This window comes from Cupriavidus basilensis (assembly GCF_008801925.2).
GTDB lineage: Bacteria > Pseudomonadota > Gammaproteobacteria > Burkholderiales > Burkholderiaceae > Cupriavidus > Cupriavidus basilensis.
The window spans coordinates 15,082-39,136 of record NZ_CP062808.1 but is presented as its reverse complement, the minus strand read 5'-3'; the positions used below and the strand labels follow the sequence as shown (position 1 = coordinate 39,136).

Annotated in this window: 30 protein-coding genes; 3 read left to right on the top strand and 27 right to left on the bottom strand. The window is 61.3% G+C overall.

The window, feature by feature from the left end:
* Positions 1-13: 13 nt before the first annotated feature.
* From trbC to F7R26_RS39985, 15 genes are all read right to left on the bottom strand, one after another.
* Entirely contained in the window at positions 14-790 is a 777-nt protein-coding gene (gene trbC, locus F7R26_RS40060) for a type-F conjugative transfer system pilin assembly protein TrbC (protein WP_027477941.1), read from the bottom strand.
* Complete coding sequence (gene traU / locus F7R26_RS40055) at positions 790-1,791, bottom strand: conjugal transfer pilus assembly protein TraU (RefSeq protein ID WP_009242093.1); 1,002 nt, start codon at positions 1,789-1,791, stop codon at positions 790-792. Before traU ends, trbC begins: the two co-directional genes overlap by 1 nt.
* Positions 1,788-2,426 (bottom strand): type-F conjugative transfer system protein TraW, encoded by a 639-nt coding sequence (gene traW, locus F7R26_RS40050; protein WP_027477942.1) that lies wholly within the window; start codon positions 2,424-2,426, stop codon positions 1,788-1,790. The genes traU and traW overlap by 4 nt, the downstream gene beginning before the upstream one ends.
* Positions 2,413-2,889 (bottom strand): S26 family signal peptidase, encoded by a 477-nt coding sequence (locus F7R26_RS40045; protein WP_017510497.1) that lies wholly within the window; start codon positions 2,887-2,889, stop codon positions 2,413-2,415. The genes traW and F7R26_RS40045 overlap by 14 nt, the downstream gene beginning before the upstream one ends.
* Positions 2,889-3,317 carry a hypothetical protein gene (locus F7R26_RS40040; protein ID WP_017510498.1) on the bottom strand — a complete coding sequence of 143 codons (429 nt, stop codon included), beginning with the start codon at positions 3,315-3,317 and terminating at the stop codon, positions 2,889-2,891. The genes F7R26_RS40045 and F7R26_RS40040 overlap by 1 nt, the downstream gene beginning before the upstream one ends.
* Entirely contained in the window at positions 3,307-5,931 is a 2,625-nt protein-coding gene (gene traC, locus F7R26_RS40035; RefSeq protein WP_013723313.1) for a type IV secretion system protein TraC, read from the bottom strand. Before traC ends, F7R26_RS40040 begins: the two co-directional genes overlap by 11 nt.
* 37 nt (positions 5,932-5,968) lie before the next feature.
* The gene (traV, locus tag F7R26_RS40030) at positions 5,969-6,619 is read right to left on the bottom strand and encodes a type IV conjugative transfer system lipoprotein TraV (RefSeq protein ID WP_017510499.1); all 651 of its coding nucleotides are present in this window, start codon (positions 6,617-6,619) and stop codon (positions 5,969-5,971) included.
* On the bottom strand, positions 6,616-6,765 hold the full coding sequence (locus F7R26_RS40025) for a hypothetical protein (protein WP_009242087.1): 150 nt from the start codon (positions 6,763-6,765) through the stop codon (positions 6,616-6,618). Before F7R26_RS40025 ends, traV begins: the two co-directional genes overlap by 4 nt.
* Positions 6,762-7,511: a DsbC family protein gene (locus F7R26_RS40020; protein WP_150990022.1), complete on the bottom strand. Its 750-nt coding sequence runs from the start codon at positions 7,509-7,511 to the stop codon at positions 6,762-6,764. Before F7R26_RS40020 ends, F7R26_RS40025 begins: the two co-directional genes overlap by 4 nt.
* Positions 7,504-8,820: a TrbI/VirB10 family protein gene (locus F7R26_RS41385; protein ID WP_241754870.1), complete on the bottom strand. Its 1,317-nt coding sequence runs from the start codon at positions 8,818-8,820 to the stop codon at positions 7,504-7,506. Before F7R26_RS41385 ends, F7R26_RS40020 begins: the two co-directional genes overlap by 8 nt.
* Positions 8,723-9,316, bottom strand: a complete 594-nt coding sequence (locus F7R26_RS40005; RefSeq protein ID WP_150990025.1) for a type IV conjugative transfer system protein TraE — start codon at positions 9,314-9,316, stop codon at positions 8,723-8,725. The genes F7R26_RS41385 and F7R26_RS40005 overlap by 98 nt, the downstream gene beginning before the upstream one ends.
* 15 nt (positions 9,317-9,331) lie before the next feature.
* Positions 9,332-9,625 carry a type IV conjugative transfer system protein TraL gene (gene traL / locus F7R26_RS40000; protein ID WP_009242082.1) on the bottom strand — a complete coding sequence of 98 codons (294 nt, stop codon included), beginning with the start codon at positions 9,623-9,625 and terminating at the stop codon, positions 9,332-9,334.
* A gap of 15 nt (positions 9,626-9,640) precedes the next feature.
* A complete protein-coding gene (locus tag F7R26_RS39995; protein ID WP_150990028.1) occupies positions 9,641-9,973 on the bottom strand; it encodes a TrbC/VirB2 family protein in 333 nt (110 codons plus the stop codon).
* Positions 9,974-10,066: 93 nt separating this feature from the next.
* Positions 10,067-10,450, bottom strand: a complete 384-nt coding sequence (locus F7R26_RS39990) for a hypothetical protein (protein WP_063599731.1) — start codon at positions 10,448-10,450, stop codon at positions 10,067-10,069.
* A 1-nt stretch (position 10,451) separates the two neighbouring features.
* Positions 10,452-10,952 (bottom strand): lytic transglycosylase domain-containing protein, encoded by a 501-nt coding sequence (locus F7R26_RS39985; protein ID WP_150990031.1) that lies wholly within the window; start codon positions 10,950-10,952, stop codon positions 10,452-10,454.
* A gap of 434 nt (positions 10,953-11,386) precedes the next feature.
* Here F7R26_RS39985 and F7R26_RS39980 point away from each other — a divergent pair, with 434 nt between their 5' ends.
* Entirely contained in the window at positions 11,387-12,097 is a 711-nt protein-coding gene (locus F7R26_RS39980) for a response regulator transcription factor (protein WP_241754868.1), read from the top strand.
* Here the strand turns inward: F7R26_RS39980 and F7R26_RS39975 are convergent.
* The 8 genes from F7R26_RS39975 to F7R26_RS39940 all read right to left on the bottom strand — a co-directional run bounded on the left by F7R26_RS39975 (position 12,066) and on the right by F7R26_RS39940 (position 20,374).
* On the bottom strand, positions 12,066-13,007 hold the full coding sequence (locus F7R26_RS39975) for a sensor histidine kinase (RefSeq protein ID WP_150990034.1): 942 nt from the start codon (positions 13,005-13,007) through the stop codon (positions 12,066-12,068). The genes F7R26_RS39980 and F7R26_RS39975 overlap by 32 nt on opposite strands.
* Positions 13,008-13,040: 33 nt before the next feature.
* Positions 13,041-13,316 carry a YunC family protein gene (locus F7R26_RS39970; protein ID WP_027477992.1) on the bottom strand — a complete coding sequence of 92 codons (276 nt, stop codon included), beginning with the start codon at positions 13,314-13,316 and terminating at the stop codon, positions 13,041-13,043.
* 32 nt (positions 13,317-13,348) lie between these two features.
* The gene (locus F7R26_RS39965) at positions 13,349-14,203 is read right to left on the bottom strand and encodes a PAS domain-containing protein (protein ID WP_150990037.1); all 855 of its coding nucleotides are present in this window, start codon (positions 14,201-14,203) and stop codon (positions 13,349-13,351) included.
* Between the two features lie 90 nt (positions 14,204-14,293).
* Complete coding sequence (locus tag F7R26_RS39960) at positions 14,294-14,506, bottom strand: hypothetical protein (protein ID WP_150990040.1); 213 nt, start codon at positions 14,504-14,506, stop codon at positions 14,294-14,296.
* Between the two features lie 141 nt (positions 14,507-14,647).
* Positions 14,648-17,533 (bottom strand): MobF family relaxase, encoded by a 2,886-nt coding sequence (mobF, locus tag F7R26_RS39955; RefSeq protein ID WP_150990043.1) that lies wholly within the window; start codon positions 17,531-17,533, stop codon positions 14,648-14,650.
* Positions 17,530-17,898, bottom strand: a complete 369-nt coding sequence (locus tag F7R26_RS39950) for a protein-disulfide reductase DsbD N-terminal domain-containing protein (protein WP_241754867.1) — start codon at positions 17,896-17,898, stop codon at positions 17,530-17,532. Before F7R26_RS39950 ends, mobF begins: the two co-directional genes overlap by 4 nt.
* A 99-nt stretch (positions 17,899-17,997) precedes the next feature.
* A complete protein-coding gene (locus tag F7R26_RS39945; protein WP_150990047.1) occupies positions 17,998-19,995 on the bottom strand; it encodes a type IV secretion system DNA-binding domain-containing protein in 1,998 nt (665 codons plus the stop codon).
* A 1-nt stretch (position 19,996) separates the two neighbouring features.
* Positions 19,997-20,374: a plasmid mobilization protein gene (locus F7R26_RS39940; RefSeq protein WP_150990050.1), complete on the bottom strand. Its 378-nt coding sequence runs from the start codon at positions 20,372-20,374 to the stop codon at positions 19,997-19,999.
* A 312-nt stretch (positions 20,375-20,686) separates the two neighbouring features.
* On the opposite strand from F7R26_RS39940, the gene F7R26_RS39935 reads away from it, so the two are divergent.
* Together F7R26_RS39935 and F7R26_RS39930 are read left to right on the top strand one after the other, a co-directional pair.
* Positions 20,687-21,007 carry a hypothetical protein gene (locus F7R26_RS39935; RefSeq protein WP_150990053.1) on the top strand — a complete coding sequence of 107 codons (321 nt, stop codon included), beginning with the start codon at positions 20,687-20,689 and terminating at the stop codon, positions 21,005-21,007.
* 592 nt (positions 21,008-21,599) lie between these two features.
* Positions 21,600-21,821, top strand: a complete 222-nt coding sequence (locus F7R26_RS39930; RefSeq protein ID WP_150990085.1) for a hypothetical protein — start codon at positions 21,600-21,602, stop codon at positions 21,819-21,821.
* A gap of 636 nt (positions 21,822-22,457) precedes the next feature.
* Here the strand turns inward: F7R26_RS39930 and F7R26_RS39925 are convergent.
* The 4 genes from F7R26_RS39925 to F7R26_RS39910 are packed head-to-tail and all read right to left on the bottom strand — an operon-like array spanning position 22,458 to position 24,002.
* Positions 22,458-23,075 (bottom strand): recombinase family protein, encoded by a 618-nt coding sequence (locus tag F7R26_RS39925; RefSeq protein WP_150990059.1) that lies wholly within the window; start codon positions 23,073-23,075, stop codon positions 22,458-22,460.
* A gap of 7 nt (positions 23,076-23,082) precedes the next feature.
* Complete coding sequence (locus F7R26_RS39920) at positions 23,083-23,319, bottom strand: hypothetical protein (RefSeq protein ID WP_009242065.1); 237 nt, start codon at positions 23,317-23,319, stop codon at positions 23,083-23,085.
* A 12-nt stretch (positions 23,320-23,331) separates the two neighbouring features.
* Positions 23,332-23,658 (bottom strand): ParB N-terminal domain-containing protein, encoded by a 327-nt coding sequence (locus F7R26_RS39915; protein ID WP_150990062.1) that lies wholly within the window; start codon positions 23,656-23,658, stop codon positions 23,332-23,334.
* A 14-nt stretch (positions 23,659-23,672) separates the two neighbouring features.
* Positions 23,673-24,002: a hypothetical protein gene (locus tag F7R26_RS39910; RefSeq protein ID WP_017510519.1), complete on the bottom strand. Its 330-nt coding sequence runs from the start codon at positions 24,000-24,002 to the stop codon at positions 23,673-23,675.
* Positions 24,003-24,055 lie beyond the last annotated feature (53 nt).

Below are 24,055 nucleotides of genomic sequence, written 5' to 3'. Positions count from 1 at the left end.
GTAAGAGCGCGCTTCATTGGTTCCCCCTGATCTGGCGAAGGTAGCGAGCCGCCACGGCCTCAAACTGCGGGGCGCGGCGCACAATCTCGTCCAGGGCGTAGTCCAGCGAAACATCGCCGGCCACGGCCACGAAGTTGTCAGGGAGGGCGCAGCCCTCGTTATCCACTTGGTCGATGGTGGCGGCCTTGGCCAGCACCATCGTGGGCACGGCCTTGATCTTGTACTTGGTGAAGGCGTTGGGATTTACCAGCACATTGCCGCCCTGCTCGCCCAGCTCCTTGATGGCCAGCGCCGTGTCCTTCAAGGAGTTGTTTTTGAAGCCACGCAGCACCACGGACGCACCCACCCGGTTGGCTTGGCTGACGATGCGCTTGAGCGATTCGGCCGGCATCGTGAAGCTGGCGAAAATCATCAGGTCGTCCATCTTCCGGGCCTGGGCCTTTTGTTCGTACTGCTTGGCCAGCGCCTCGATGTCGATCCCGGCGCGCTCGGGTGTCGGCACGTTGGGGAACACGTTGGCCGCGTTCTTGGTCGCGGGGTTGTTCGGGTCGAACATCTGCTTGCGCTCACGATCCACGCGGCGCATTTCCCGGTCGATGTCGGCCGCGTTGGGCATAGCGCCTTTCTTGGCCTTCGATGCGGGGTTGTTCGGGTCGAACATCTGCTTGCGTTCAAGCTCGATGCGTTGGCGTTCTTGTTCGAGCTGGGATGCAGACGGCGTGCTCTGCGCCACGCTTTCGCGTGCGAAAGCGGCCAGCAGCATCAGCCCGATGACAGTTTTCTTGTTCATCAGAATCCCACTCCCAGGCAGCAGTTTTTCTTTCGGAAAATCATGTAGGCGAAGTCTTCGCCGGCATACGGGTAGCTCTTGCCAGCGCCCCAAATCGCGGTCGTGCGGCCATAGGGTTGGCAGCAGCGGCCGTTGATCTTTTCCGTCTGCGGGATCGGGTAGAGCATCTGGTACTTGTATTGGGTCTTGTCCATCACCGGCTCGGGATAGATGCCACACAAGCCGTCAGCGCCCGAGGTGCCCCACATCAGGAATTCGCGGTGCAGCTTTGCCGTCATGCGTTGCACCAGGAGCGAGCTGGCTTGAACGTGCGAGACGTGAGCCTGCACATGGCCGTTGAAGGGGTAGATCGAGCCTTGGCAGCCCGCGCACCAGAAAAGCGCGTTACTGCCGAACCCCGCCGAGGACAGTACGCAGTCGCCGGCACACGCGGCCTGCGCGATGGGATTGCCGAACAGGAAGGTTTCCGGGTTCAGCAACATCGTCAACTCGTCGTCGTTCCACGTCGGATCGACTTCGGTGATGTAGGCCACGTCGAAGGAACCCGTTTCCAGACACGGGTTGTCCAGGATCACCTCCAGCCAATACAGGATCGGATCGGCGTACCAATGAACCTGATAGTTCGATTGCTTGGTGTTGTCCTGCTGCAAACGGATCTCGCCTTCCGGGGCGCGGATACCGGGATCGAGCTTGATGCCGCCCAGCGAGACAAAGCAGTACGGCGTGCGGGTCACGTCCACGCGGCGCGCCGGTTCCCAAAAGCCGGTCTTGATCCCGATGCGCAGCGGGTTGGTGCAGGTGCAAAGGAAGCCGTCAGGGTTGCCGGTATCCTCCTGGCCCATCGTCATGATCGGCGTACCGCCCAGCGTGAGCGGGAACAGGCAGCTCCAGCAAATATCGGTGATCGGGTTGGCAAACTTGCCCTGGCACACGCCGGCCATACTTTCGCGCGCGAAAGTCGCCGCGAGCACCATGAAAGCCATTACAAGCCAGCGTTTCATTGCAGCTCCTTCGCGGGAATCTCATCGAGCACCAGCATCTTTCCTTGCTGACGAATCACAGCCGGCACGGCCGTGATGCCGAACCGCTTGGAAAGGGTGCCCTTCTGGTCGTAGAAAACTTGGGTCTTCCAGGCTTTGGTGAGGTCAAGCCAAGAGCCGGCAACAAGGATCGGCTTCACCTTGAGCTGCCCCCCCTTGGCCACCAAGCGGCCCACGGCTTCGCGCTGCTCGGGGTCGCGGCCGTCGAAGAAAACCAGCGTCTTCGTGAGGCTGGTCATGTCCAGCGGATTGATCTTCGTTCCGGCCGGCACAACGATGCGGCCGTCGTCGGTCGTCACCGGCTTGGTGTAGGTCACGGTGGGGTCGATGAACCGCTGCGCACGGGCGCGCACGGTGGTGATGCCATCCACCGGCTTCATGTTCTTGATGCTGCCCATCGAGCGGCGGATGGCTTCTTCCTGCAACCGCTTCAGCTCGCCGCTGCGCTCCTTTTCGCGCAGCTTCTTCATAATCATGTCGAGCGCGCTTTCCTCCCCAATCGGGTAGGTCGGCCCGATGCTGCCCAAGCTCGCGGCGTTCGCGGTGGGCAGGATCGAGGCGATCAACAGGGCTGCGATCAGCTTAGAAAATTTCATAGGCCCTCCCGATGACTTCGGCCTGCTTCACGTTGCCGGTCAGCGCATAGCGCGAGTCCAGGCTGTTCGGGTTGGGCGTCGAAACGAAATACTCCCCTGCCCCGATAACCCCATCCTGCGCGGGCTGGAGAGGCACGCCAGCCTTCGAGAAGGGCTTGGCGGTGCCGATGTATTGGTCATTCACCCAAAACGCGCTGCCGGCCCGTTTAACCGTGTCGCCAGCCACACCGGCCACGCGCTTGATGAAGGTGGTGCCAGCGGGATAGGTCGCCCCGCCATGCCAGCGGTAGGCGATCAGCTCGCCCTTCTTCACCTCCCCACCCTTGTGGATCACGTAGAGGGTGCCGGGCAGGCTGTTGGTCAGGTTGAAGGTGTAATCCAGCCAAGGGGTAGTGGCGGCGGCCAGCGCACCCACGGCGAACACACCCGCGCAAACCGTCCAGTAGATGCGCTTCGCCTTCATCACTTCATCCTCGCCCGGACTTGATCCGTGTAGTCGATGGTCACGCCGCCCAGCAGCGCCGCCTTGTTGACGATCACGCAGTTGCACTCTTGCCCCAGCGCATCCACGGTCGCGGACAGCTTCTTGGCAAAGTCGATGGTCAGCTTCTGCGCCACGGCGCGCTGCTCGTCCGTCACGTCGCCGCCCTTGCCGATCACGTCCAGGGTGCGCTTCTGGTCTTCCTCCACCAGCACCTGCAAATCCACGGTCGCCACGCGCGCCGGCATGTTGCGGTTGATGACGTAGGCCACTGGCGCGAGCGCCACCAGAGTGAGCAAGGTGGACAGCACGGCCGGGATCACGTAACGCATCCGGTCGGCGGCCGGCGCTGCGGCCTCGGTCGGCGCTGGCGTCTCGGGGGTTGGGTTGGTGGTCGGTTCAGTAGTCATCTTTCCTCCGGCGCGGGGACAGTTGTTCTTGAGGGGTACGGCGGGCCAGCATGATTTCCAGGGCTTCCATCGTGGAATGGCCCTGCTCCAGCAGCGCGTTGCATTCGTTGAAGTCCTGCGCGTTGGTCGAAGCCATCAGCAGGGAGAACGGATCGGGGATGTGACGCACCACAGAATCGCCGTTAGGCGAGGAAATGAGCATTTCGCTGAAGCGGCCGCGCTCGGTACGCAACGACAGCAGCATCCGCTTCACGGCCGGCGAGAAATTCACCATGCCGTCCTCGATCAGCTTTTCCAGGTTCTTGCGGTCTTGGCGCAGCAGAATCTTCCAGTCGGCGTTGTTGTAGGCCGCCTGGGCCGCATCGTTCTTGTAAGCGTCCTCGATGCCCTGCGTACCCACGCAGAAAATTCCGTTGTACTTCCGGGCGCGGCGGTAGCCTTCCTCGATGAACTCGGCGGTTTCCTTGTCAGCCCCCAGGAGCTGCCACGCCTCATCGACCAGACACAGCTTCTTGCGGTCGCGGGTCAGGTACATGTCGTGGGCAATGCGCGAGGTCAGCACGAACAGCACCACGCGGCGCAGCTCGGGCGCGTTCTTCAGTTCTTCCAGCTCCAGACCCACCATGTCAGCATCCAGGCTGATGTTGGCGCGGCCATTGAAGAAGTCGCCATAGACGCCATCCTTGGTGAACGGCGCGAGCTGCTTGGCCAGCTCGTAGGCCACGCGCTCGGTGCTGCCCGACTCGTTCTTGATGTTGCTCAACAGATAGTCGCGGATGCGGGTCGGGTTGGTGTCCTGGCCGTAGTCCTGCCAGACAGCGGTAATCGCCTCCCCGATCAGCGCGTACTGGAATTCCGTCAGTGGCGCATTGGGTGACGCCATGCGGCCGATCATCGGCTTGAGCATCCGCATTTCGGCCTTGAAATCCAGCTCGTCGTCAGTGCCCACCCATGTGAACGGGTTGATGCACAGCTTGGTGCTCGGCGTGAATTCGAGGAAGGTGCCCTTTTGGAGCCGGATCAGGTTCTGATAGCTGCGGCCCACGTCGATCACCCACACCCGCGCACCGATGCCGCGATAGGCCGAAACGACTTCGTTCATGGTCACGGACTTGCCCGAACCGGACACACCCGCCACGAACACGTTGTAGTTGCCCTGCTGGTTGCTGTAGAAGTCGAGGAAAGTAGGCGTGCCACGGCGGCCGAAGAACATCATCACCGGGTCGCCTGCGCCCTTCCATTCGCCAATCACCGGAGCCATGTCCACGGCGTTCACCGTGGTCTTGGAAGTGATGAGGCGCAGCTTCTGCAAGTCGTCGCGCACCGTCTCGGTGAGCGTCATCGGCAGGCTGGAATACAGGGCCGTCAATTGCAGCAGTTGCAGCGGGCAGATCGTGAAGCGTTCGCTGCGCCACACGTTCAGGGCCACTTGGCTGGCCCGATTGATGACTCGCTTGGGCGCGAACAGCAGCAACGTGTGGTACAGCTCGCACATGCTGCCGCCGTTGTTGAGCTGGTGCAGCACGATGTCCCAATCGTTCGCCTGGGCCTGAAGCTCGGGCTGGAATTCGGCCATCTTGGACTTGGCGTTTTGCTTGGTGCGCGCGGCCTTGATCTGAGCCTTGCCGTCCACCACGTTGGGGTCAAGCGTGAAGACGCCACCGCACACCAGGAACGGGCACGGGTATTGAAGGCCGTCATCGAAAAACGAACCGATGATGTTGGCCATCTCCCACAGCTCTTTCTTCTGCGGGTACTGAAGCACGCCGAAGCCACGCACGGCAATGCGCTTGTCTTCGTCGCCCTGCTTCTCGGGCGGCAGGCCAAACAGCAGCTCGTTGGCCTTCACGCGCACATGCTGGCCAAAGGCGGTGACTTGGTTCTTGATGGATTTCCCGTCGTCGTAGCGCAGGTCGGGGAACGGCTCCTTGCTGAACATGCTTTCGGGGTTGAGGATCGGCCACAGGAAGCTAATCAGCCCGTCAGCATCGAGGGGGAAGGACGGCAGGCTTGCCGTGCGCAGTGAGGCGCGCACTGTCTCGCGCAGCTCGTACATTTCCTCCACCAGCTTGGCGTCACGGAAAGAGCCGGCTTTTGTGATGGAGAACAACAGCCGGATGTTCTTCACCACGTAGTTGTCATTGGGCCAAAGCGGCTTGCCCTTGGCCTTGTAGATGTACTCCACGCGGCGCTTGGCCAGCTCCTGGAAGAACGGGGTCGTCTTGCCGTTGTCCACCGCGATATGGCGTTGATCCATGTACGCCTGAAACTGGTCATCCAGCACCGGGCTACCGAACAGGCACCACTGAATCCCGTAGTGCGGCGGCACCGGGGTAAAGAGCGTATTGAGGCGGCTTGCCATGTCGTCGTCCGCGCCCGTTTGGGCGATGACTTCAAAGCAGAAGGCCACCGAGTTGTCGTTGTAGAAAAGGCCCGTGTCGGGGTCGTATTGGTCGTACTTGAGGATGCTGTGAAGACCGTAGAGGCTCGTCACCTCGTTGGCGGCCGCCACAGGGGCCGGTTGGCTCCCGACATCCGAGGTGTTACCCAGCACGGTTTCGTCCCAAAACCGGGCGGCAGCACCCTTTAGCTTGTCCATCATGCTGTCTTGCATTGAATGTTCTCCATGTTGGCCGCCCGGCCAGCGTTGTTTATTCGCTGTCCGGGATGACGTTGCCGGGGCGCATGATTCCGTTCAGCAGCTCGGTGGCTTGCTCGTTGCTCATGCGGTCTTGACGGACGCCGATAGACTCCATCCCGTTGTCAGCGGGAGGCGTCGGCTGCTGCCCCAGCACGCCAGGGCTTTGCCGTTGCTGGCCAGCGCCGGCCGCTTGCGGCTGCGCAGCCTGGGCCGTCACATTCGACGGGGCGCGCACCGGCCGGTAGTTGTCCTGGATGCGGCGGCGGTTGTGCTCGATCAGCCAGCGGCCGGAATCGACCGGCAGGTACACGTAGGACTGGTCATGCAGATCGCCATCGGTGTCTTCCCACGGCGCGAACCAGACCCGAAGCAGGCGCGGGGCGCTGCGGATCGGCGTGCCCGAGTAGATGGGCTTGGTCATCACGTTGCTGCCGGCTTTCGCCTGCGAAAGTTCCACCGGAGCCTCGCCGCGCGCATTCACGCGCTGGCCCGGCAGGTTCTTCGCCTGGGCATTGGCGTAGATGCCGCTCATCGACTCGCACAAGATGCCGTCCGGGGCCTTGCACGCGAATTCGGATTTCGCATCAAAGCCGGACATGCTGCTGCAACCGGATAGGGCCACCACGGCCCCGATGCCAAAGGTCAAGGCCAGTGCCTTCATTTGCTTCCCTCCCATGCGTGCGCGGCACTGCCGCTGAAACCGACTCCCTTGCAGCAAGCGCCGCAGTCGCGGCCAGCCAGCGAACCGCAGCCCGTCAGGGCCAGGGCCAGCGCGCCGGCACCAAACATCAAGGCCGTGCGCTTCATTGGGTTGCCTCCTGCGTGGCGGCCGGCGCGGCAGGCTTGCCGGCGTTCAGCCATTGGTCGATCTTCTCGGCCGGTGCGGAGCCAGGCAGGACGCGGCCATCGGCGGCAATCAGGGTCGGAGTGCCCACCACGCCCAGCTTGGAACCCAGCACCAAGTTGTCGTTGACGGGGTTGTTGCAGGCCACCAGCTTGGGCTTCTTGCCGGCCAGCATCAGCTCGCTCCAGGCTTTGGCCTTGTTCGGCGCGCACCACACGCTGACAGCCTTGGTCTTGGCTTCCGGGTGCAGCGATTCGAGCGGGTACAGGAAGGTGTAGATGGTCACGTTGTCCAGGCGGGCCAGCTCGCCCTCCAACTGCTTGCAGTAGGGGCAGTCCGGGTCGCTGAACACAGCCAAGATGCGGCTGCCGTCGCCCTTGACCGTCTTGATTGCTTGGCCAAGTTGCTGCGCCGGGAACTCGGTTTTCCTGCTATCGAGCTTGCGCTGGGCGGTCAGATCGACTTGCTGCTGCATGTCGAACAGGTGCCCGAAGATGAAGTAGCGGCCCGACTCGTCGGTGTAGGCGATGTTTTCGCCCATCACTACCTCATACAGCCCGGAGACTTGCGACTTGCGGATTTCCTTGAAAGTCGTCTTCGGGTACATGGTCTTGAACTTCTCGACCACGGAAGCAGGCGCTTCGTCTTGAGCAAATGCGGGAACAGCCAGCGCAGCAGCCAGCGCGAGGGGCAACAGTCGTTTAATCATCTTCGTATCTCCTGGAGTTGGTGCCGGTGCGCTTCAGGAGGCCCCGGTAATCGTCCTTGGCGAGCGCCTTGCCGGAATACACAGCGCCCTTGGTGATGAGGATTTCCACGGTACGGCCGCCATCGGTTTCGATGACGGGGTACAGCTTGTCCGCGGCCTTGAGGTAGTACTGAGCGAGCTGCTGGCCCGCGCTGCCCACGCCGCCGCCGATAGCGGCCTGCCCGATCTTGTCGGGGTCGATGGTTTGGGTGATGCCACCGCCGCCCGTGCTGGTGATGGTCGCGGAGGACTGGAAGGCTTTGCCGATACCACTGAGCGCGCCGGCAAACAGGGCATTAGCGAGCAACTGGCCCTGCTTGGTGACGAGGCGGCCGCGCACGCCGGCCTTGCCGTCTTCCCCGATCACTTGACCCTTGATCGCCATTTCAACGGCCTCGCCGTTGATGACGCAGGCCAGTGTCTCGGTACGGCCCATCATCCGCTCGGAAGACAGATCGCCCCAGGTCGCGGCCACGATGCGGCAATCCTTGATGTCCAGGCGGTGCTTGTTGGCCAGATTGGCGACATCGAGCACATGGAAGGCCACCGGCAGCGGGTTCGATTGGTGCTCCACAGCAATGGCGCGCACACCACGGCGGTAAAGCTCCTGCTCGACCAGCAGCATTTCGGAAGGGGAAACATTGGTCAGGCGGTATTTCTCGCCCACAACGTCGCCATCCATGTACTTGGCAACAAGGATCAAGCGGCCCTCTTTCCACAAGGGCACTTCCTTGTTCACCGCGATGGTTTCAACGCTGTCCTTCAGCTCGTCGTCGGCCATCACCAGCATCAAGTCTTTGATGCGGCGCTGGTAGGAGACGGTGCGGCCATCAGCGGCTGCGCGGCTCGAAGGTGTGGCCTTCTCGCTCGGCGGCCGGATGATGATTTCCTCGCCGGCCACCGGACGCGGAACGAGGATCAGCTTGTAGGTGACGCCCTTCTCGTCGGACACGAAAACTGTGACCGTGCCCTGGTTGGGCGACTCGCTGGCCAGCGTGAAGTAGTAAGCCCCCAGGGCCTCGTCCTTCTGGCCTGCCAGCACGCCCTTTACGCTGGGCACCACATTGGCAATGCGTCGCCCGTCGATTGCAAGACGGTTGGTTTCGTTGACCGAGATATTGACTTGAACGTGGCCCCGGTCGGCGTTCTCAACGACTTGCGTTGCGCCCGCTTCAGTTGCCAGCAGGCTTGTTAGCAGAAGGATCGCGCTTAACGATTTCTTCGATCTTGGAAACATAGAGTCGCCCCGAGGTAGTGATGGTGAATTCAACGAGATAGTCTTTCTCGCGTTCGGAAGTGAGCTTGTCGGCAATAAAGGTCTTGAGTTTTCCGCTGACCTTCACGCGCTTGTCCTGCTCGCTGACTTCCTCCTTGCGAGGAACCCAAATGGTGGTGACACGCTCCTGTTTGAGCCGCAGCGCGGCCGCATCGAGTGCGGTTTTCAGCCCGGCGTAGCCGTCCGGGTCGGCCATTTTGAGAATCACCTTGTTGTTGTAATCAACCGTCTCCGGCGTGACGGTCAACACCGTGCCCAGGACATAGCCGGCCATGTCCAGCAGGTAATCCTTGTTGGCGTAGTTCGAGCCAATCTCGTAAGGCCGCTTAACTTCAGGCGGCACGATCTTGGTGGTGTCGCGCACAACTACGAAGCCCAGCAGCAGCACCCCGAAAAACAGAGTGCCTAGCAGGCCCGCGTTCATCGCGCGGTGGAAGCGGACTTGCGATTTCAGCGTGTCCCGCTCGTTATTTGCTTTATCTGGTGCCATTGCGCGTGTAGCCCCTTATCCATTGAGTTCTCGAATGTGGCTACCCGGCAATTCTTTCGGCTCGGGAAACCCGGTGAACCAGTACAGGAGGTGGGTGGCCATGCCCGGATGCTTCCCAGCCTTCAGCTTCCCGTAGAAGAAAGCCGCCCCGATACCGAGGAACAGCCCGATTACCGGGAAGCCGGAGCCAATGCCAACCAACACGCCCATAAGGCCGATCATGGCAACGTCCATTTCCCAAAAGAGGAACTTGGCTCCGTCGTCCAGTCGGCGCGGGATGTAGTGAGAGAGATCCGTTTTTTCAGACATGGCCACCTCCCGCGCTTAGATGACGGCCGTGAAACTGGCGTTGACGATCCCGACGATCACGCCGATACCCATCGACAGCACCACGGCGCCGAAGAACCAGCTCCAGTCCTTCTTAACGGCCGCAACAACGGAACCCACGCCGATGGCGATCAGCGCGGCCAGCTTGCCCAAGTTGCCCTTCACCCAGCCGTCCCATTTGGTTACGGCGGCGTCGAACTCCGTGCCGTCACTGGCGTATGCGCTGGAAGCCAGCATCATCAGACCCAGGATCAGGCCGGCGAACATCAGCACCTTGAGCCACTGCCCCGCTTCCTTGCGAAAATCGACTGCTTGAATTGCTGCACTCATCTCAAAACTCCTACGTAGAAAGTTGGTTTGAAACCCCTGAATTTCCCCGTGTGGGGCCTTGCGCCAGGGGGATGCGCAAAGACGGAAAGCCCGTCACTTCGTCTTGGTGACAGGCTTGCATTCGTACTGAATCGCGGGCTTCTTCCGCTTCTTCTTCAGTGGCTTTTTCTTCGCCGGGACTTTCGCGTGCGAAAGTTCTTCGGGCGGCTGGATGGATTGCGGCGCAGGCATGACCGGCTCTTGAACCGGAGGCGGCGGCGGAGGCGGGACGTACAGGTGCTTGATGGAGCGTTCCGGGCAATCCTCCCCATCGCAAAACACAAACTTGGTATCGCGGGGGACGCCGAACTGCACCACGTCGGAGAGACGATCAAGGGGGTTGGGCTGGTTCAGTGACTGCGCATTGGCAGCAGTGACGCCAGCGGCAGCCAGCGCAAAGACGATAGAAATGCGAAACGGTTTGGCTGGCAACGCCATATCAATCCCCTTGGAAACTGGCCACTCGGGCCGGTGAAGTTGAAATTTGTTGGGCTTGCTGTCTGCGGTAGCCCTCGTAGAACCGCTGCACGTCGCGGACGTACTCAACCTGTGCGCTGACATTGGTTGAAGCGGGGCCGGCGTAGTAGCAGCCCACGGATTTCCAGGTAGCGCCGAAACGCTGGATGCAGTCGGCCAGCACCCAAGCCCCCACCTTCTGCGAGGTGCAGGCGTCGAACAGGTGTTCACGGCGGATGCCGAAACGCGCGAGGTTCGGCAAGTGGATCGTGTTGATCTGCATGAGGCCCAGCGCGCGGTTGCCGTCCTTCAGCTTCGGCCCCACTGCCCCCGTCCACCCGCGTGATTCCTTCCAGGCAATCGCCTTCAACAGCAGGGGGTCGATGCCGTAGCCGCGCCCAGCCTCATCCCAGCACGTTGCAGAAGCAGCAAGCGGCAGCATCAGCGATGCCGCCGCGATCAGTACGCGTGCAGAGAAGTACATAGAGGCGTGTCCCATTGCGTTATTGTAGCAGTCACCTTGCTTTCACGGTGAAAGCACGATAACAGAAAAAACCTAGAGCGACAAGGCATCTAGCCTAGGTTTGTCATCTTGGGATGTGGTCTTGCGGCACCCATCCGACAGCCCCGCTTTACCCGCCGAATCCCGCTTGCCAAAGGCATGAAATGCCCACGGCAAGGGGCCAAATGATACCATGTAGGAGAAAAATAACTTCCCGTCAGAGGAAGCATTGGGTTAGATGGCACGTATAATGCCGCCCCCCGAACGGTGCAGATCATGGCTAGATCAGCCGGGCGCGGTATATCGAATGCGGCTTTTCTGTCAAAATTCGGTTATTGCCTCGCCGGCGAGGGTGTTGCACCCACCGCTGATCTGCATGGCCGCTAAATCCGCCAAGCACGGCAGCGCCTGCCTGCATGGCCAACGAACTTCGGGATCAACACGATCCCAAACCAATAGGTGACGTTTTGGGAATAAAAGTATTTCTTGCGGACGATCACCGGCTGCTGGTGGCCGGTTTCCGCGATGTATTGAAGGACTACGGGATCGACGTAGTAGAGGTGGCCTACAGCCTGGACGGGCTGATCGACCGCTTCCTAGAGGTCAAGCCGGATGTCCTGGTGATCGACGTGCGCTTTGACAGTAAAGGCTGTGGCGAGAACGGGCTGGACGTGTGTGAGGAACTGCTGGCCCGCGATCCCTCGGCCAAAATCATCGTCTTTAGCCAGTTTGACGATCAATACATCATCGAGCGTTCCTACAAGCTCGGCGTGCTGGCCTTTGTGCGCAAGGATGAAAGCACGGAAGTGCTCAACGAGGCGATCAACACGGTAGCCCAGGGCAAGGAATACTTTTCCCCGGAGATTGCCCGCCTACTCGCATGGTCGTCCGTCAAGGATCGAAACCCGAACCGCCTGCTGGATGAAAACGAAATGCGGGCCTTCACCCTTGCGGCCGATGGCGCATCGCTGACGGAAATTGCCGCTGCGATGGATTTTTCCACCAAGACGGTGGGCCATTTAATGAAGGGTGTGAAAGCCAAGCTGGGCGTCGAAAGTCAGGCCGATATAACCAAGCTGGCCATTCGCCACGGCATTACGACGACTGCCCTGAAAACGAAAAACTGAGCTTCGTCCCTGGCCGCTTCTGATTGGCAGGATCGGCCGCCTGCACTTTCAGCGTACCGCCCAGCACACGCACGCGCTCGCGCATGTCGATCAACCCGATGCCGGCGTGCTCCCCATTGCGAGCTGTGGCTTTCATCCCTACCCCGTCGTCGGTGATTTCCACCTTGTAGGTATCCAGCGCCTTGTTGTGCTGGATGCTGACGCGCACTTGGGCCGCGTTGGAGTGCTTGATGGCGTTGAAAATCGCCTCGCGGATGATCTTGTAGGCACTGACTGCCGCCGTTTCCGACAGCGCCGGCCGCTTCGGTAGGTTGTGCTCCAGGGCGATGGCCGGCTTCTCGGAAATGTTCGCGTAGTGGGCCACCAGCGACTCCAGGGCGGCAGTAAAGCCGATGGAGTCGATAACCTCGATCCGCGTGTTCTTGATGATGTCTCGCATTTCGGCGTAGGCATCGTTGAGCATCCCCGAGGCGTTGGCCAGCAGCTCGGCGGCCCGTCCATTGTCGGCCACCAGCGGCCCAAGTTGCGCGAGCACGTTGCGCGTTAGCAGGAGCTGGGGATTTACCTCGTCGTGCAGCCGGCGCGCGAGCGTGCGCCGTTCCTCGTCAATGCGCCGGTTCGATTCGGCCAGGACGCGGCGGGTTTCTTCGTGGGACACGTCCACGCGCTCCATCCCGTAGCGAACGGTTATGTAGAGCACGTAGAGGAAGAATACGAGCATCAGGCCAGCCGCTATGTGCGAAATCATGTTGGCCCGGTTCATGAGTGGCAGCGCCAGAATCATCAGCGCCGCCCATACCCACAGGAAATATTGGGCCGCCTGGTTGCCGCGCGCAGCCAACACCATGCTGACCACAAACACAGTCAGCAGAAAGGCGCAGCTCGTATAGAAGATCACTTCCGCTTGCACGGCCTCGCTCCGTTCTCCAGGCGGCCCGGCAAATCACCGCATCTTGTTCAGGGCGTCTTGGCCAGTTTCACCGACTTGGATACCTAGCTCCACCGCCTTGTTCGATGTGGCCACCACCTTGGCTTTGCGCATGTCGTCAAAGCTATTTACCCCGGTGACAATGGCGCAAACCTCGCCCGTCTTGTTGCAGGTTTCCACGTTGATATAACCGCAGCCGAGAATTCCCTTGGGGGCCTTCATGACCAGCAGCGGGCGCGCCAAATCGAATTGCAGCAGCTCCAGGTGCTCTTGAATGGCTCCAGCGTCCATATTCATTTCCTTTGCAGAGAGGGTTGAGAAAATCAGTTCTTGCGCTTGCTGTTCTGGATCATTTCGTTGATAGCGTCATTGGCGATAGTCGCCTTGAAGGCATCAACAAAATGCTCGACATATTCCGGGTGTTTCTTGTCCATTTTGGATATGTCGATGTTGATGCAGATAAACCCGATCAGACCGTACACGTCATGAAATATCGGGATCGTGGTGGACTTCACCGCGCGGCCGTCTTTTAGAGTGAGGTCGTAGCTGACAAACGAAGCACCTCGCCCTTGCCCCTGACCTTCGCCGTAGCTGTAGTTCTTGATGAGCTGGAGGCCGAAGTTGGTATTGGTGTCGCCCAGCCTGCGCCCGGAAATGGAGTTCTGCACCGCCACAATCGAGCGCAGCGGGTTCCGGGTATCGTGCAGGACAATCTCTACCGGCGTGCCCGCAAACGTCTGGCCAATGCCGTTCACGATGTCCGCGTAGGACTGGAAGATGCGATCCTTTTCCCGATCCACCTCCGCCAGCGCCGCGTAGTCTGGCTTCTGCGTCAGCATGAGGTACTTGGCCTTGGTCGGCCCGTCCAGCAACAGGGTGACGTTGTTGGAGTTGCCCAGGTAGATCAGGTCGGCCACTGCGCGCGGCGATGGGTGTTCGGACAGGTAGTTGACCGCCTTCACGAACAGCTCTCGATCCAGGTACAGCGCCCCGGCATCATCGGCGCGGATCGGGTAGAAGTCGTCGTAGGCCGCCAGTGCCTTGCCGGGCAGAACGCGAAGATCAGGGGAAGGCGGGGCGCGAAACCCCAGCACATAGATGCTGATTGCGGCGATCAAAACGCCCGGCACAAAAACTGAGGCCAGACGTTTCCAGTTGATCGTTGAAATAATAGACACGCGCACCTCTCCCTGAATCTACCGAAGAACCCCACATGATATTCGGGTTCCCCGCACCCCGGCAATTTGGGTGAGGCGGCTATGGCGCGGTCACTTTTTGCGCTTCTTCAGGTCGTTCTCAATAAGCCCTGATATGTAGGTGTTGGCGGGGATTTTCAGGTCGTCGCACAAGTCCATCATGCGCTCGTGCAGGTCGGGGTCCATCCGCAGGGATACCGTCCGGCGGTCGCCATAATTGCGGGTTCTACGGCGTTTTGCTCCCTGCTCGTCGGCCGACTTCTCGGCGTCCTTGCGGTCGGTCATGGCTTGTTCTTTAGCATAGTCAAAGGTTTATCACACAAGTCTAAGCCGACTTGCCTACTGGCGAAAAGCGGAACCAGCCGCCAACTTTCGCGCGCGAAAGTCAGTCAAGACCAGCGCGCGTAAGTTGACATTTTATCGGGATTACCTTTGTACGTCACCGTTCCGCTGCGGCGACACCGGGCGTTCTCCCACCTTGTCGGCCGTGATGGCCGTGGCCCGTTCGTGCTGCCGGATGGTTTCCACCGCACTGGTCTTGTCCTGCTTGGCCGCCACGGCCTTTGCCGCCACCGTCTTGTCGTTGGTGTAGATGCGCAGCTCATGCGAGGCCCGCGTAGCCCCCACGTAGAAGCTGCGATCCCCGAAAACCTTGGCCATGTTCTCCAGCGCCCGCTCCTGCTTCTTCTCGCTCTCGGTCTGAGGCGCGCGGATGTGGAAGATGGCCCGGTGCTGGGTAGCCCCCTGGGAGGCGTGAACCGTCTGCGCGTAGGCGTGATCCCAATGCTTGTTGCGCGACAGATCGACTTGGTGCAGCGACACGTCCTTGCCCTGCTTCAGCTCCAGCGTCACCTTGTCGCCGGCCACGGCCGTGACGCGCGCCACCTCGCCGTTCTTGAACTCGCCTTCATTGCGGGTGATGCGGATCAGATCGCCCTTGGCCAACTCGCGGGTATCGCGGTCGTACACCTCGATCTTGTTGTGCTTCTTGGGCTGCCACGCGATGACGGAGCCATCTTCCTTCTGGAGCACCACAGTGCCATTGGGCGCATCCACGGCTGACACGCGCATGTACTCGCCCTTCTTGGCGTCGATCTGCTGATAGTCGCGCCCGAAGCGCACCACATCGCCGGCCTTGTAGTATTGGGCCTCCTTCTGCATGGCGCGCGTCCAGCCCTTCGAGGTGTAGATTTCCCGCGTGTCCTCGGAGCGCGAAAGCTCGCCCTGCTCCTTCAGGCCCTCGCGCACGCCGGCATTGATGGCCCGCCTGTCTTCGTTATAGGCGGTAATGACGATGGTGCGCTCTCGCTCGGCCTTGTCGAGTTTCAAGATGTCCTGCACCACGGCCGAAATCAAGCGGCCCTTGTCTTCCTCGGACTTCTCCGGGATTTCCCGGATCATCCCTGCCTTGTCCATGTACTCGAAAGCGCGCGCGTTGTTGGCCAGCTCCACTTGGGTCAGCCGCTGCCCTTCCCCCAGGTTGTCGCGGCCGGTGATGATGTCCACGGCTTGCTTCAGGTCGGCCGTCTTCTGCCGGTTGATTTCCGTCATGTAGGCGGTTTCCATGCCGTCGCGCTGGGCCAGCTCGAAGGGCTTGCCGGCCTCCACGCCCTGCAACTGGAGCGTATCGCCCAGGTACACCACCTTGGCCCCGGCCTTCTCGGCCATGTGGTCGAGCTGGGCCTTCTGGCGCTGCGACAGGAAGGACGATTCATCCACGATCCAGAGTTCGGCCTTGCGCTCGAAATCGGGCGCGTACTGCTTGGCAAACTCGATGTCCTTCTGTAGCTGCCGCTCCTTGATCTGGAACATCGAGACGGTATCGGTAGCAATGCCCGTCTCCCTGGCCAGCACCTTGCTGGCCGCGCCGGTCGGGGCCATGCCGCGCACCGTGTAGCCCTGCTCCTGCGCCATTTCGCGCACGCCTTTGAGCATGGTGGTCTTACCCGTCCCAGCAAGGCCCTGCACGGCCACGTAGCGGTCTTCAGTGGTCAGTACCTTGCTGATAGCCTCCTTCTGTCCATCGCTGTATTTGAAGCCCTGCCGGCCCTCGGCCTGCGCTATCCGCGCGGCCACGGCCTCCGGCTCCATCATCTTCGGCGTCTGGCCCTTCTGTGCGCGCACTTGGTCGAGCGCCCACATTTCGCTGCCCAGCATCTTCTTGGTCGTGTAGTTGCCGTCAGGCAAGGCCACCAGATCGCCGTCCTTCTCCAGCTTGTCGAAGGCGCGCTTCACTTCCGATGCTGAAACGCGCCCTGCCCCGTGCTCGATGGCCGCCGCCATGAGGTCGTTCTTTGATACCACGGCCTCGCGCTCGATCAGGTGCGCAGCCGCAAAGGACATCGCCTCCCGGCCGGTGAGCTTGTCGGCCCGGATCACGCCTCCCTGCGCGCGCTGCGCGTCGGCCTTCGCCTGGATGGCGTCGAAGTCGATCCCGATTTCTTTGGCCCGCTCCTTCCAGCTCCCGATCAGGGCTTCGTGATCCACGTCCACCTTGCGCGCCCTGGTCTTCAGCGTGGCGTCCTCCTTCTGCTGCGCGCTGGCGTCGTCGATGTCCACGCCCTTGGCTTTCAGCGCCGCCTCGATTTCGGCCCGGCGCTGGCTGAAGTGCTCGATCTGCTCGCGGGTGATGCCGGCAATCTCGAAGTTGCCCTTCTCGTCGGTGCGGCGAATGTCGTAGCCCAGCGCCTGGAGCCGGTCGGCCAGCTCGGACGTGTAGATGGCTCCGATGACGCGCTGCGCGTTGTAGATTTCCTCGTTGGTCAGGGAGCGCCACTGCCCATCCTCCCGCTTGGTGGCGTTCATGATGACGGCGTGCGTATGCGTCTGCGGGTCGAGGTCGCGGCTTGTGTTGTGCCGGAACATGGCCACGGTCACGTTGCCGGTCTGCACCGCCTCGGTCTTCCCGTCCATGGTTTGCCGCGTCCTGGCCAGCTCGGTTTCTATGTGGCTGAGTGCCTTTTTGACTGCCGCCTCATGCGCTTCCCGAACCTCCCGCTTGCCGTACACCTCGGCCATGAGCGAAACACTCTTGGGCGCAGAAAACGTCATGTCGGTGCCCGGCCGGTGCTCGCGTTCCTTCTCGCCGGTTTCCTCGTTCTTGACCCACTTGCCCAGCTCCTGACCTTCCACCTTTCCGTTCAACACCTCGAAGAAGGCTTGACGGTCGATCTTGCCGGAAAGCCCAAGGTGCTCGGCCCCCTTGCCGAACCATTCGGAATGCTCCAAGCCCTCGTCCTGGGTGTAGTAGTTGTCAGCGGAAAAGTAGTGCAGTGCCTGCCCGGCGCTGCCCACGTTGTTCATACTAATCATCCCTGTTTTCCTCCCATTGCCGGCACGCTGAACGCCTTGGTGATCGGTGCATAGCACACACCCACAATGGCCGCGCAGCCCTGCGCCGTGGCCACCAGCTTGACGGTCTGATTGGCCCCAGCCAGGCGCACACGCACCGCCACCCGCTCGGTGTAGTAGCGCATGTTCTGGCCCATCGCCTTGTCGAACTTTTCCTGCGGCGGCGGCAGCTCCACCCCGGCCACCGTGACGGCCGGATTGTCCGTTTTGAAGCTAAAGCGGTCGCGGTACAGGTGATAGCCCGGCGCGATGATGTACTCCAGCTCCACCACGCGAGCCTCCACCCGGCGAGCGAAAACCCGGAAGGCTTCATCGGGTTGCAGCAAGTCAGGCTCGGCCTGCACGGAAACGCAAAAAGCCGCCAAGCAGGCGGCCGCGACGGAATGTAGAAATGCCCGTCTTTGAGTTGTCATCCGGTGTCCCTCCTATAGCGCGTCAGCCAGCGGATTGGGTTTCTTGCCCTGGTCGCCCGGCTTCGCTTCCGGCTTGTCTTTCGCGTGCGAAACCTGAGCGGCTGGCTTGATGATTTCGCCGGTTTCCTTGTCGATCACATCGCCGTTCTCGTTGCGCATGACTTCCACCGTAGCCGGCGCGTCCATGTCGTCGTCGTCCAGCATATCGGCCGACTCGGGCGCAGCGGCTTGGTGTGCATCGGCCGGTGCGGGCGCAGGTGCCGGCGCAGCGGCCGCTGTGGTCGGTTTGAAGCTGATCGCAAAGCCGTCGCGCTCGATGAAGCCGTTGGCCTTTTTCTCGGTCGGCACGTAGCCGTACTTGACGCGGGCAATGGGATAGTCGCCCGGAACCAGCAGATAGCCGGTCATATCAGGCAGCGTCAAAATCTCCGAAGTCAGCACAAGGTCGCGCATCTGACGGCGCGCCATCACGCTCACGCCGTCGCGCTGGGAACTAAGGCCATAGCTCAAGGTTTCGTCCTTCTCGTCCACCTCGGCCTGCCCCATCAATTCCGCCAACAGCTTCGCTGCCGCGCCGTCCGTCACGCGCAGCAGCAGCTTGGTTTGACAACCGGAAATGATCGTCTTAGCCAGATCGTGCCCGTAGATTTCGTAGAGCTGGCTGAAATCCTGAACGCCCAGCACCATGCACAAACCGTACTTCCGGGTGTTGGTCAGGGCCAGCTTCAGGATGTCGAGTTTCTGAAGTGTCGGCAGCTCGTCAATGCAGAACCAAAGCCGCTCACGGTGGATCGGCTCCAGGTCGAGCACGGCCTTGATTGCGGTGTCGATCCACAGCGACAGGACAGGCTTCAGCGCCTCCCGCATAGCTTCGCGCGCCGTGATGAACATCCACGAATCGCCTTCCTCATGCACCCACTTGCGGATGGAGAACGCCTCGCCCTCGTCAGGCAAAAACCGGAAGGCTTCGAGCTGGTTCTGAACCGTCATTTTGAGCGACATGCCCGTGCGCTCGGTCGTCGGGTCAACATAGGTTGCGCCGGCCGTTCCCTGCAACAGCGCGTGCATGGCGTCCAGGTTGCTCTTGGCGATTGCGTTGTAGAGGTCGCGGTTCGTGCGGCGGCCCTCGCGGCCCAAAACCGCGATAACGTCCTTGAGAACCATCCGGCCCGCCAGCGCCCAAAACGGATCGGCTTCGGCCGGATCGGGAATCAGGCCGTTCGCCATGTTGTCGAAATGGTAGTCCTTGGCAATCTCGTTCCAGATGTTCCAGTTCGGACTTCTGGCGTCCAGCGGGTTCATCAGGATGTCTTTGCCTTCCCGGTAGAACGCCTGGGTGAATTCGCCTGTCGGGTCATAGACGATCATCCGTTTTCCGCGCGCACGCACCTGCTTCATGAGCGCGAAAAACTGCTGTGACTTACCTGTGCCCTGCGCACCCGCAAACAGCGTGTGCAGCGTCTCGGACTTCACGCGCATGGGCACACCGGCAATCTCATACGGGCTGGCTTCGTCCCGGTGCCGGATCAGCCGCGCAAGCTCGTTTCCTTCCACCAGCTTGGCCCCGCGCAGTTGGTTGTCCTGCATCTTCTCGCGCCCGTATCCCCACCAGTAGAGCGAGATAAGGAACACCACGCCGATGGATGTCAGCACGCCAAACAAGCCGCCGTTGCGCAGCTTGCGCCACGCATCGTCGGCCATGTCATCGGTCAGCAAAGCCACTTCGGACACTTCCAGCTTCCGCAGCTCGCCGTTGACGTTCAGCTCCATCTTGCCGGCCGTCATGTAGAGCGCGTCCCGTGTGTGCGCGAGTACGTTCCGCTCCAGTGCGTACTTTTCGTCTGCCGTCGTCGCATTCCAGAAGTAGGCGGTTGTCACGCCCAAGCCGGCCAGGATGGAAATCAGCACAACCGTCCAGATCGCCACCACGAACAGCCGGGCTTGGTGCATCCACAACTCGGCCCCACGGGAGAAGCTGCCCGCACTCCCCTTTTCCTCACGCTTTGCCATTTCAGCCTCCTTTCAGTCGCTTGAGCTTGGCCTTCGCCTTGTTCTGCGCTTCGTACAACTGCTGCACATCCTTGGCCTCAACAATCGCGGCCAGCATGTTCTCGGCGGTGAAGACCGAAAGTAGCAAATCGTCGGGAATCTCGACCTTGCCGCCACCTTGCCCGCCAGTGCGGATTTCATCGAGAAGGCGGCGCAGGCGCTGCTCGATGTCTTGCACGTTTTCCGCGATCACGCCCTGCACCAGCGTTTGGCGCAAAAACTCGGAAATGCTGATTCCGTGCTCGTTCGCCTTGGTTCGGTAGAACCCCGCCGTGTCCTCATCGAGCCTGATGTTGAACCGCTCGGTGGGGCCTTTGCCTGTTCCTTTCGCTCTCGGCATTTTCCTATACTCCATAAGGGTTTAGACCATTATAGCATTTTCGGTGTCGCCGCGTTATCTTTTCGGTGTCGCCACGCTAAAAGGCGCGCCACAGCGCGGCTTTTAGCACCGGCAACTATGTTGCGTGGTGTGTGACCATTCTTCCGGGGCGCGGGGCTTGCCCTGCGAGCTGGAAGAATGGTGCCGTTCTCTCTCCCAGGCCCTAGTGGAAGAAAACCGGGCATTTGGTAAAATGCAGCCGATCAGGGACGCAGCACGTCCCGCCAGATCAGGCAGGTTTTCCACTAGAACCCACATTGCGAGGTAAGAGCCATGAGTAGTGAAACGAGGAATCCGAAGTCAGGCCGCAAGGCCAAGACGCTGGATGAAGAAATCGCAGCCCAGCGCGAAAAGCTGCGGAAGCTGGAGGAACGACAGCGGGAGCAGCAGCGCAAGGAGCGCGAGAGGAATCAGAAGGCCGTGATGGAACTCATCAAGACGGAACGGCTTGATGCGGTTCCATCTGATCTTTGGCGCGAAGCGATGCCAAAGATCAAGGCGCTTCTGGTCGTTGATGCAGCGAAGCCGGCAGAGCCGGCGAAGCCTGTTCAAACTGCGCCGGATGGTGCAGCGACGGCCGAGGCCAGCCAGTGAGCGTTTTCCACAAATCCACAGGCCCCGGTGCCCTCGACTGGGGATACCCAAATATCCCAAAGGGAGAGGGTCGCGCCCGGTTTTCCACAAGAGACTTCTTGTGGGAAACCGGAAAAGCGCGAGGGCCTGTGGAGCTTGTGGGAAACGCGGCGTTTGTAGGAGAGACGGCCCGGAGTCCAGAGGCGTGCCTTTGGTCGGCTCCCCTCACGGGGAGACGAAACGGGTGGGGTTGGTTTTTGACGCATCCGAGGGCAGGACGGTGCAGGCAGCGGATGAGCGTTTTCCACAAATCAACAGGCTCCGTAGCCGTTGCCCGCGATACCTCAATATCGCAAGAGGCAACGGTCGCGCCCGCTTTTCCACAAGAAACCTCTTGTGGGAAAGCGGATCAGCGCGAGGGCCTGTTGAGCTTGTGGGAAACGCGGCGGTTGATAGGCGCACGGCCTAGCGCCCGGAGGGCGCAAGCGAAAGGGATGTGCAAGGCTGCGCAGCAGTCCCCGCAAAGCGGGGATGAGCGCGAATGCGCGAACCTGGAGCAGCCCGGTCGGCCCGCAAAGCGGGACGATTCGCCCAGCAAAGGACGGTGAAGAAGATGCAGCCAAACATCGGAAGCCAGGAGCTGCACCAGCGCCTGAAAACACACGGCCGCGTGGAAATCGACGGCTGGGCGATCAATGCGGACGGTGCTGAAATCTGGCTCACGAACCCCTACGGCATCGACGTGGGGTTTTACGACAATGACGCGGAAGGATGCGGCCGCATCCTGGAGCGGATCTCAACAGACGATCACGAACGAGAATGGGGCACGCTGTAGCGGGGCCATTCAGAAATCGAGGGCAACCGACAGACGCCACGGAAGGGGCGCGGTTGCGTGACAAGGAAAGGCGAAGGCGGCGAACGAAGGAAGCCGTCTTCGCCTTTCGCACTTTCCGGCCCTGCGTGACGCGGCACAAGCGCGGAACGAAAAAGCAGGGCGGAAAGCGGGAGTAGGCGCAAGGCGAACCGCAGCAAAGCAAGGGAAGCCGCCCAGCGCCTCCCCGACTTTCGCGTGCGAAAGTTGCGCATGGCCGGCCGCAAAGCGGACGGGCCGGGACAGCCGCCGAAAGGCGGCAGCGGGAACCGCGATGGCCCGGCGACACGAAGCAAGGTGGCGAGGGCGGCGACCTATGGGGCGAGCAGCGGAGAGCCTAGAAGCGGTAGCGGAGAGGCTATCGGCTGCGGGAAGCCAGGCCGTTCAATTTGCGGCCGGTGCCGGTTGCGGCGAAGCGGCAAAAACCGGCGATGGCGGCAATAGGGCAAGGATGGTGGTCGGCCGAAGGCTGGCCACCATCGAGCCAGGGCAAGCGGAGCGGTTGCCGGCCCGAGTTCCAGCGAAGCGGGAACGAGAGGCCGGGAAGAAGCGAAGCCGGGGGAACCGGATTGGCACGGGCGGGCCGAAGGGCCGGCGGTGTCAATCCGGCGCTTTTTTGGGGAAGTGCCGCGCAAGGAACTTGCGCATGGTTTTCTCGGTGACGCCGAAGTATTTGGCGAGCTTCGGCGTCGTCAAACCAAGGGTGTGCAGCTCCCCTACTTTGTCGCGTTGAGGGTCGAGCTTGAGGCGGCCGGTGCTGCCTTTGCGCCGGCCGCCGATGCGGCCCTCAAGGCGAGCGCGCTGCAATCCCTCACGGGTGCGCGCGCGGGTGAATTCGACCTCGATCATGGACGCCATAGCGAAAGCGGCGGCCTGAATTTGAGCATTCAGGCTACCGTCCATGACGGTGCCGTTCTTCGTGATGATGATGGTGACGCCGCGCTCGGCGGCAGTCTCCAGGATCGAAAAGACTTGGCCGGGCGATCCGCCCAAGCGGGTGAATTCGGAAGTCAAAAGCAAGTCACCGCGCTGGGCCTGCTCCGTTAGGAGCGAGCCCAGCGCGCGTTCCCGCCAGGGAACAGAGCGACTTGCCGTTTCTTCAACGACAACGAGCGGGGCGTAGCCGCGCGAGTTGGCGAAATCCAGCAGGCCGAGCCGCTGGTTCGCAACGTCTTGCGAGTCGCGGGAGACTCGCAAGTAAGCGAAGTAACGAGGCACGGCAGATTCACGCGGAGAACATGAGTTTGTAGGCGAGCGGGAAGGCAGCCAGGACGCCCACAATCGGGCACAGGCGGCGGCAGAATGCCGCGCCGGTCTTGGACTGGATGCTGCGAGCGAGAGCGAAGCCCAACAGCCAGCCAAGGCCCCAGCCGGCGACAAGCACCAGGAGGGCAAAGAAGGTGTTGCGGCTGAAATAGTCGAGGGATGCGGACATCACTCGGTCGGCGGTTTTGTCGTCCATGAACGGCTCCGGTCAGTAGACGCAAACGGAGCTGGCCAGCAGGTCAGCGAGTTTGCGGGCTTTGGTGGTTTTGGGCATGTATTGGCCAAAGTCGGTGATCGCGTCCACCAGGACGCGGCACTCGGCTTTGGTCAGTCGCACGCAGGGAATGGGATAGGTAGCGCCATCGCGGAATCGACTCGCCAGCGCCGGCACGGCGCGCAGCCGGCGATTCGCGCAATGCACGGCATTGAGCACGTCGGCCACGGCCAGCATGTCGCCGGCTTTGCCGGTGAACATGTGGTCGGCCTGGGCGTGATCGCCGTCCGCAGTCAGCAGCGCGAAGATGTCGAGCGCCATGATGGGCCGGCGCGTCAGCGGCCGCGCGGAGCGCGCAGCGCGGTGGCCATGAATGGCTCAACAAAGCGCAGCAGTGCGCTTTGTTCGTCCACGGTGAAACCGCTGGTCAGGCTGTGCTCGATCAGCTCCAGGGCGGCCTCCTTGTACTCGATGGGGAGGGCACTGAGCATGGCCAGACTGAAAAGGTAGTCCGGGTGCGCGGCGGAAGCTGCGCACTGGAGCAGGATCAGCGCAGCCTCGTTTGACGGGTTTTTTTCGATCAGGTGAAGGGTTGCCCTCACCGGCTCGGGAAAGTCGCTCAAAACGGCTGTATTCGCGCCGTAGATCGGGCGATGCTCGCTCATAAGGGCCTCACGGTAGTTATTTATCCAGAAAGGGCAAATTTTACCGGATTCAA

Coding starts and splice junctions, on each gene's coding strand:
- trbC (WP_027477941.1), bottom strand. CDS start 790: ATGAACAAGAAAACTGTCATCGGGCTGATGCTGCTGGCCGCTTTCGCA.
- traU (WP_009242093.1), bottom strand. CDS start 1,791: ATGAAACGCTGGCTTGTAATGGCTTTCATGGTGCTCGCGGCGACTTTC.
- traW (WP_027477942.1), bottom strand. CDS start 2,426: ATGAAATTTTCTAAGCTGATCGCAGCCCTGTTGATCGCCTCGATCCTG.
- F7R26_RS40045 (WP_017510497.1), bottom strand. CDS start 2,889: ATGAAGGCGAAGCGCATCTACTGGACGGTTTGCGCGGGTGTGTTCGCC.
- F7R26_RS40040 (WP_017510498.1), bottom strand. CDS start 3,317: ATGACTACTGAACCGACCACCAACCCAACCCCCGAGACGCCAGCGCCG.
- traC (WP_013723313.1), bottom strand. CDS start 5,931: ATGCAAGACAGCATGATGGACAAGCTAAAGGGTGCTGCCGCCCGGTTT.
- traV (WP_017510499.1), bottom strand. CDS start 6,619: ATGAAGGCACTGGCCTTGACCTTTGGCATCGGGGCCGTGGTGGCCCTA.
- F7R26_RS40025 (WP_009242087.1), bottom strand. CDS start 6,765: ATGAAGCGCACGGCCTTGATGTTTGGTGCCGGCGCGCTGGCCCTGGCC.
- F7R26_RS40020 (WP_150990022.1), bottom strand. CDS start 7,511: ATGATTAAACGACTGTTGCCCCTCGCGCTGGCTGCTGCGCTGGCTGTT.
- F7R26_RS40005 (WP_150990025.1), bottom strand. CDS start 9,316: ATGGCACCAGATAAAGCAAATAACGAGCGGGACACGCTGAAATCGCAA.
- traL (WP_009242082.1), bottom strand. CDS start 9,625: ATGTCTGAAAAAACGGATCTCTCTCACTACATCCCGCGCCGACTGGAC.
- F7R26_RS39995 (WP_150990028.1), bottom strand. CDS start 9,973: ATGAGTGCAGCAATTCAAGCAGTCGATTTTCGCAAGGAAGCGGGGCAG.
- F7R26_RS39990 (WP_063599731.1), bottom strand. CDS start 10,450: ATGGCGTTGCCAGCCAAACCGTTTCGCATTTCTATCGTCTTTGCGCTG.
- F7R26_RS39985 (WP_150990031.1), bottom strand. CDS start 10,952: ATGTACTTCTCTGCACGCGTACTGATCGCGGCGGCATCGCTGATGCTG.
- F7R26_RS39980 (WP_241754868.1), top strand. CDS start 11,387: ATGGCCAACGAACTTCGGGATCAACACGATCCCAAACCAATAGGTGAC.
- F7R26_RS39970 (WP_027477992.1), bottom strand. CDS start 13,316: ATGGACGCTGGAGCCATTCAAGAGCACCTGGAGCTGCTGCAATTCGAT.
- F7R26_RS39960 (WP_150990040.1), bottom strand. CDS start 14,506: ATGACCGACCGCAAGGACGCCGAGAAGTCGGCCGACGAGCAGGGAGCA.
- mobF (WP_150990043.1), bottom strand. CDS start 17,533: ATGATTAGTATGAACAACGTGGGCAGCGCCGGGCAGGCACTGCACTAC.
- F7R26_RS39945 (WP_150990047.1), bottom strand. CDS start 19,995: ATGGCAAAGCGTGAGGAAAAGGGGAGTGCGGGCAGCTTCTCCCGTGGG.
- F7R26_RS39940 (WP_150990050.1), bottom strand. CDS start 20,374: ATGCCGAGAGCGAAAGGAACAGGCAAAGGCCCCACCGAGCGGTTCAAC.
- F7R26_RS39935 (WP_150990053.1), top strand. CDS start 20,687: ATGAGTAGTGAAACGAGGAATCCGAAGTCAGGCCGCAAGGCCAAGACG.
- F7R26_RS39930 (WP_150990085.1), top strand. CDS start 21,600: ATGCAGCCAAACATCGGAAGCCAGGAGCTGCACCAGCGCCTGAAAACA.
- F7R26_RS39920 (WP_009242065.1), bottom strand. CDS start 23,319: ATGGACGACAAAACCGCCGACCGAGTGATGTCCGCATCCCTCGACTAT.
- F7R26_RS39915 (WP_150990062.1), bottom strand. CDS start 23,658: ATGGCGCTCGACATCTTCGCGCTGCTGACTGCGGACGGCGATCACGCC.
- F7R26_RS39910 (WP_017510519.1), bottom strand. CDS start 24,002: ATGAGCGAGCATCGCCCGATCTACGGCGCGAATACAGCCGTTTTGAGC.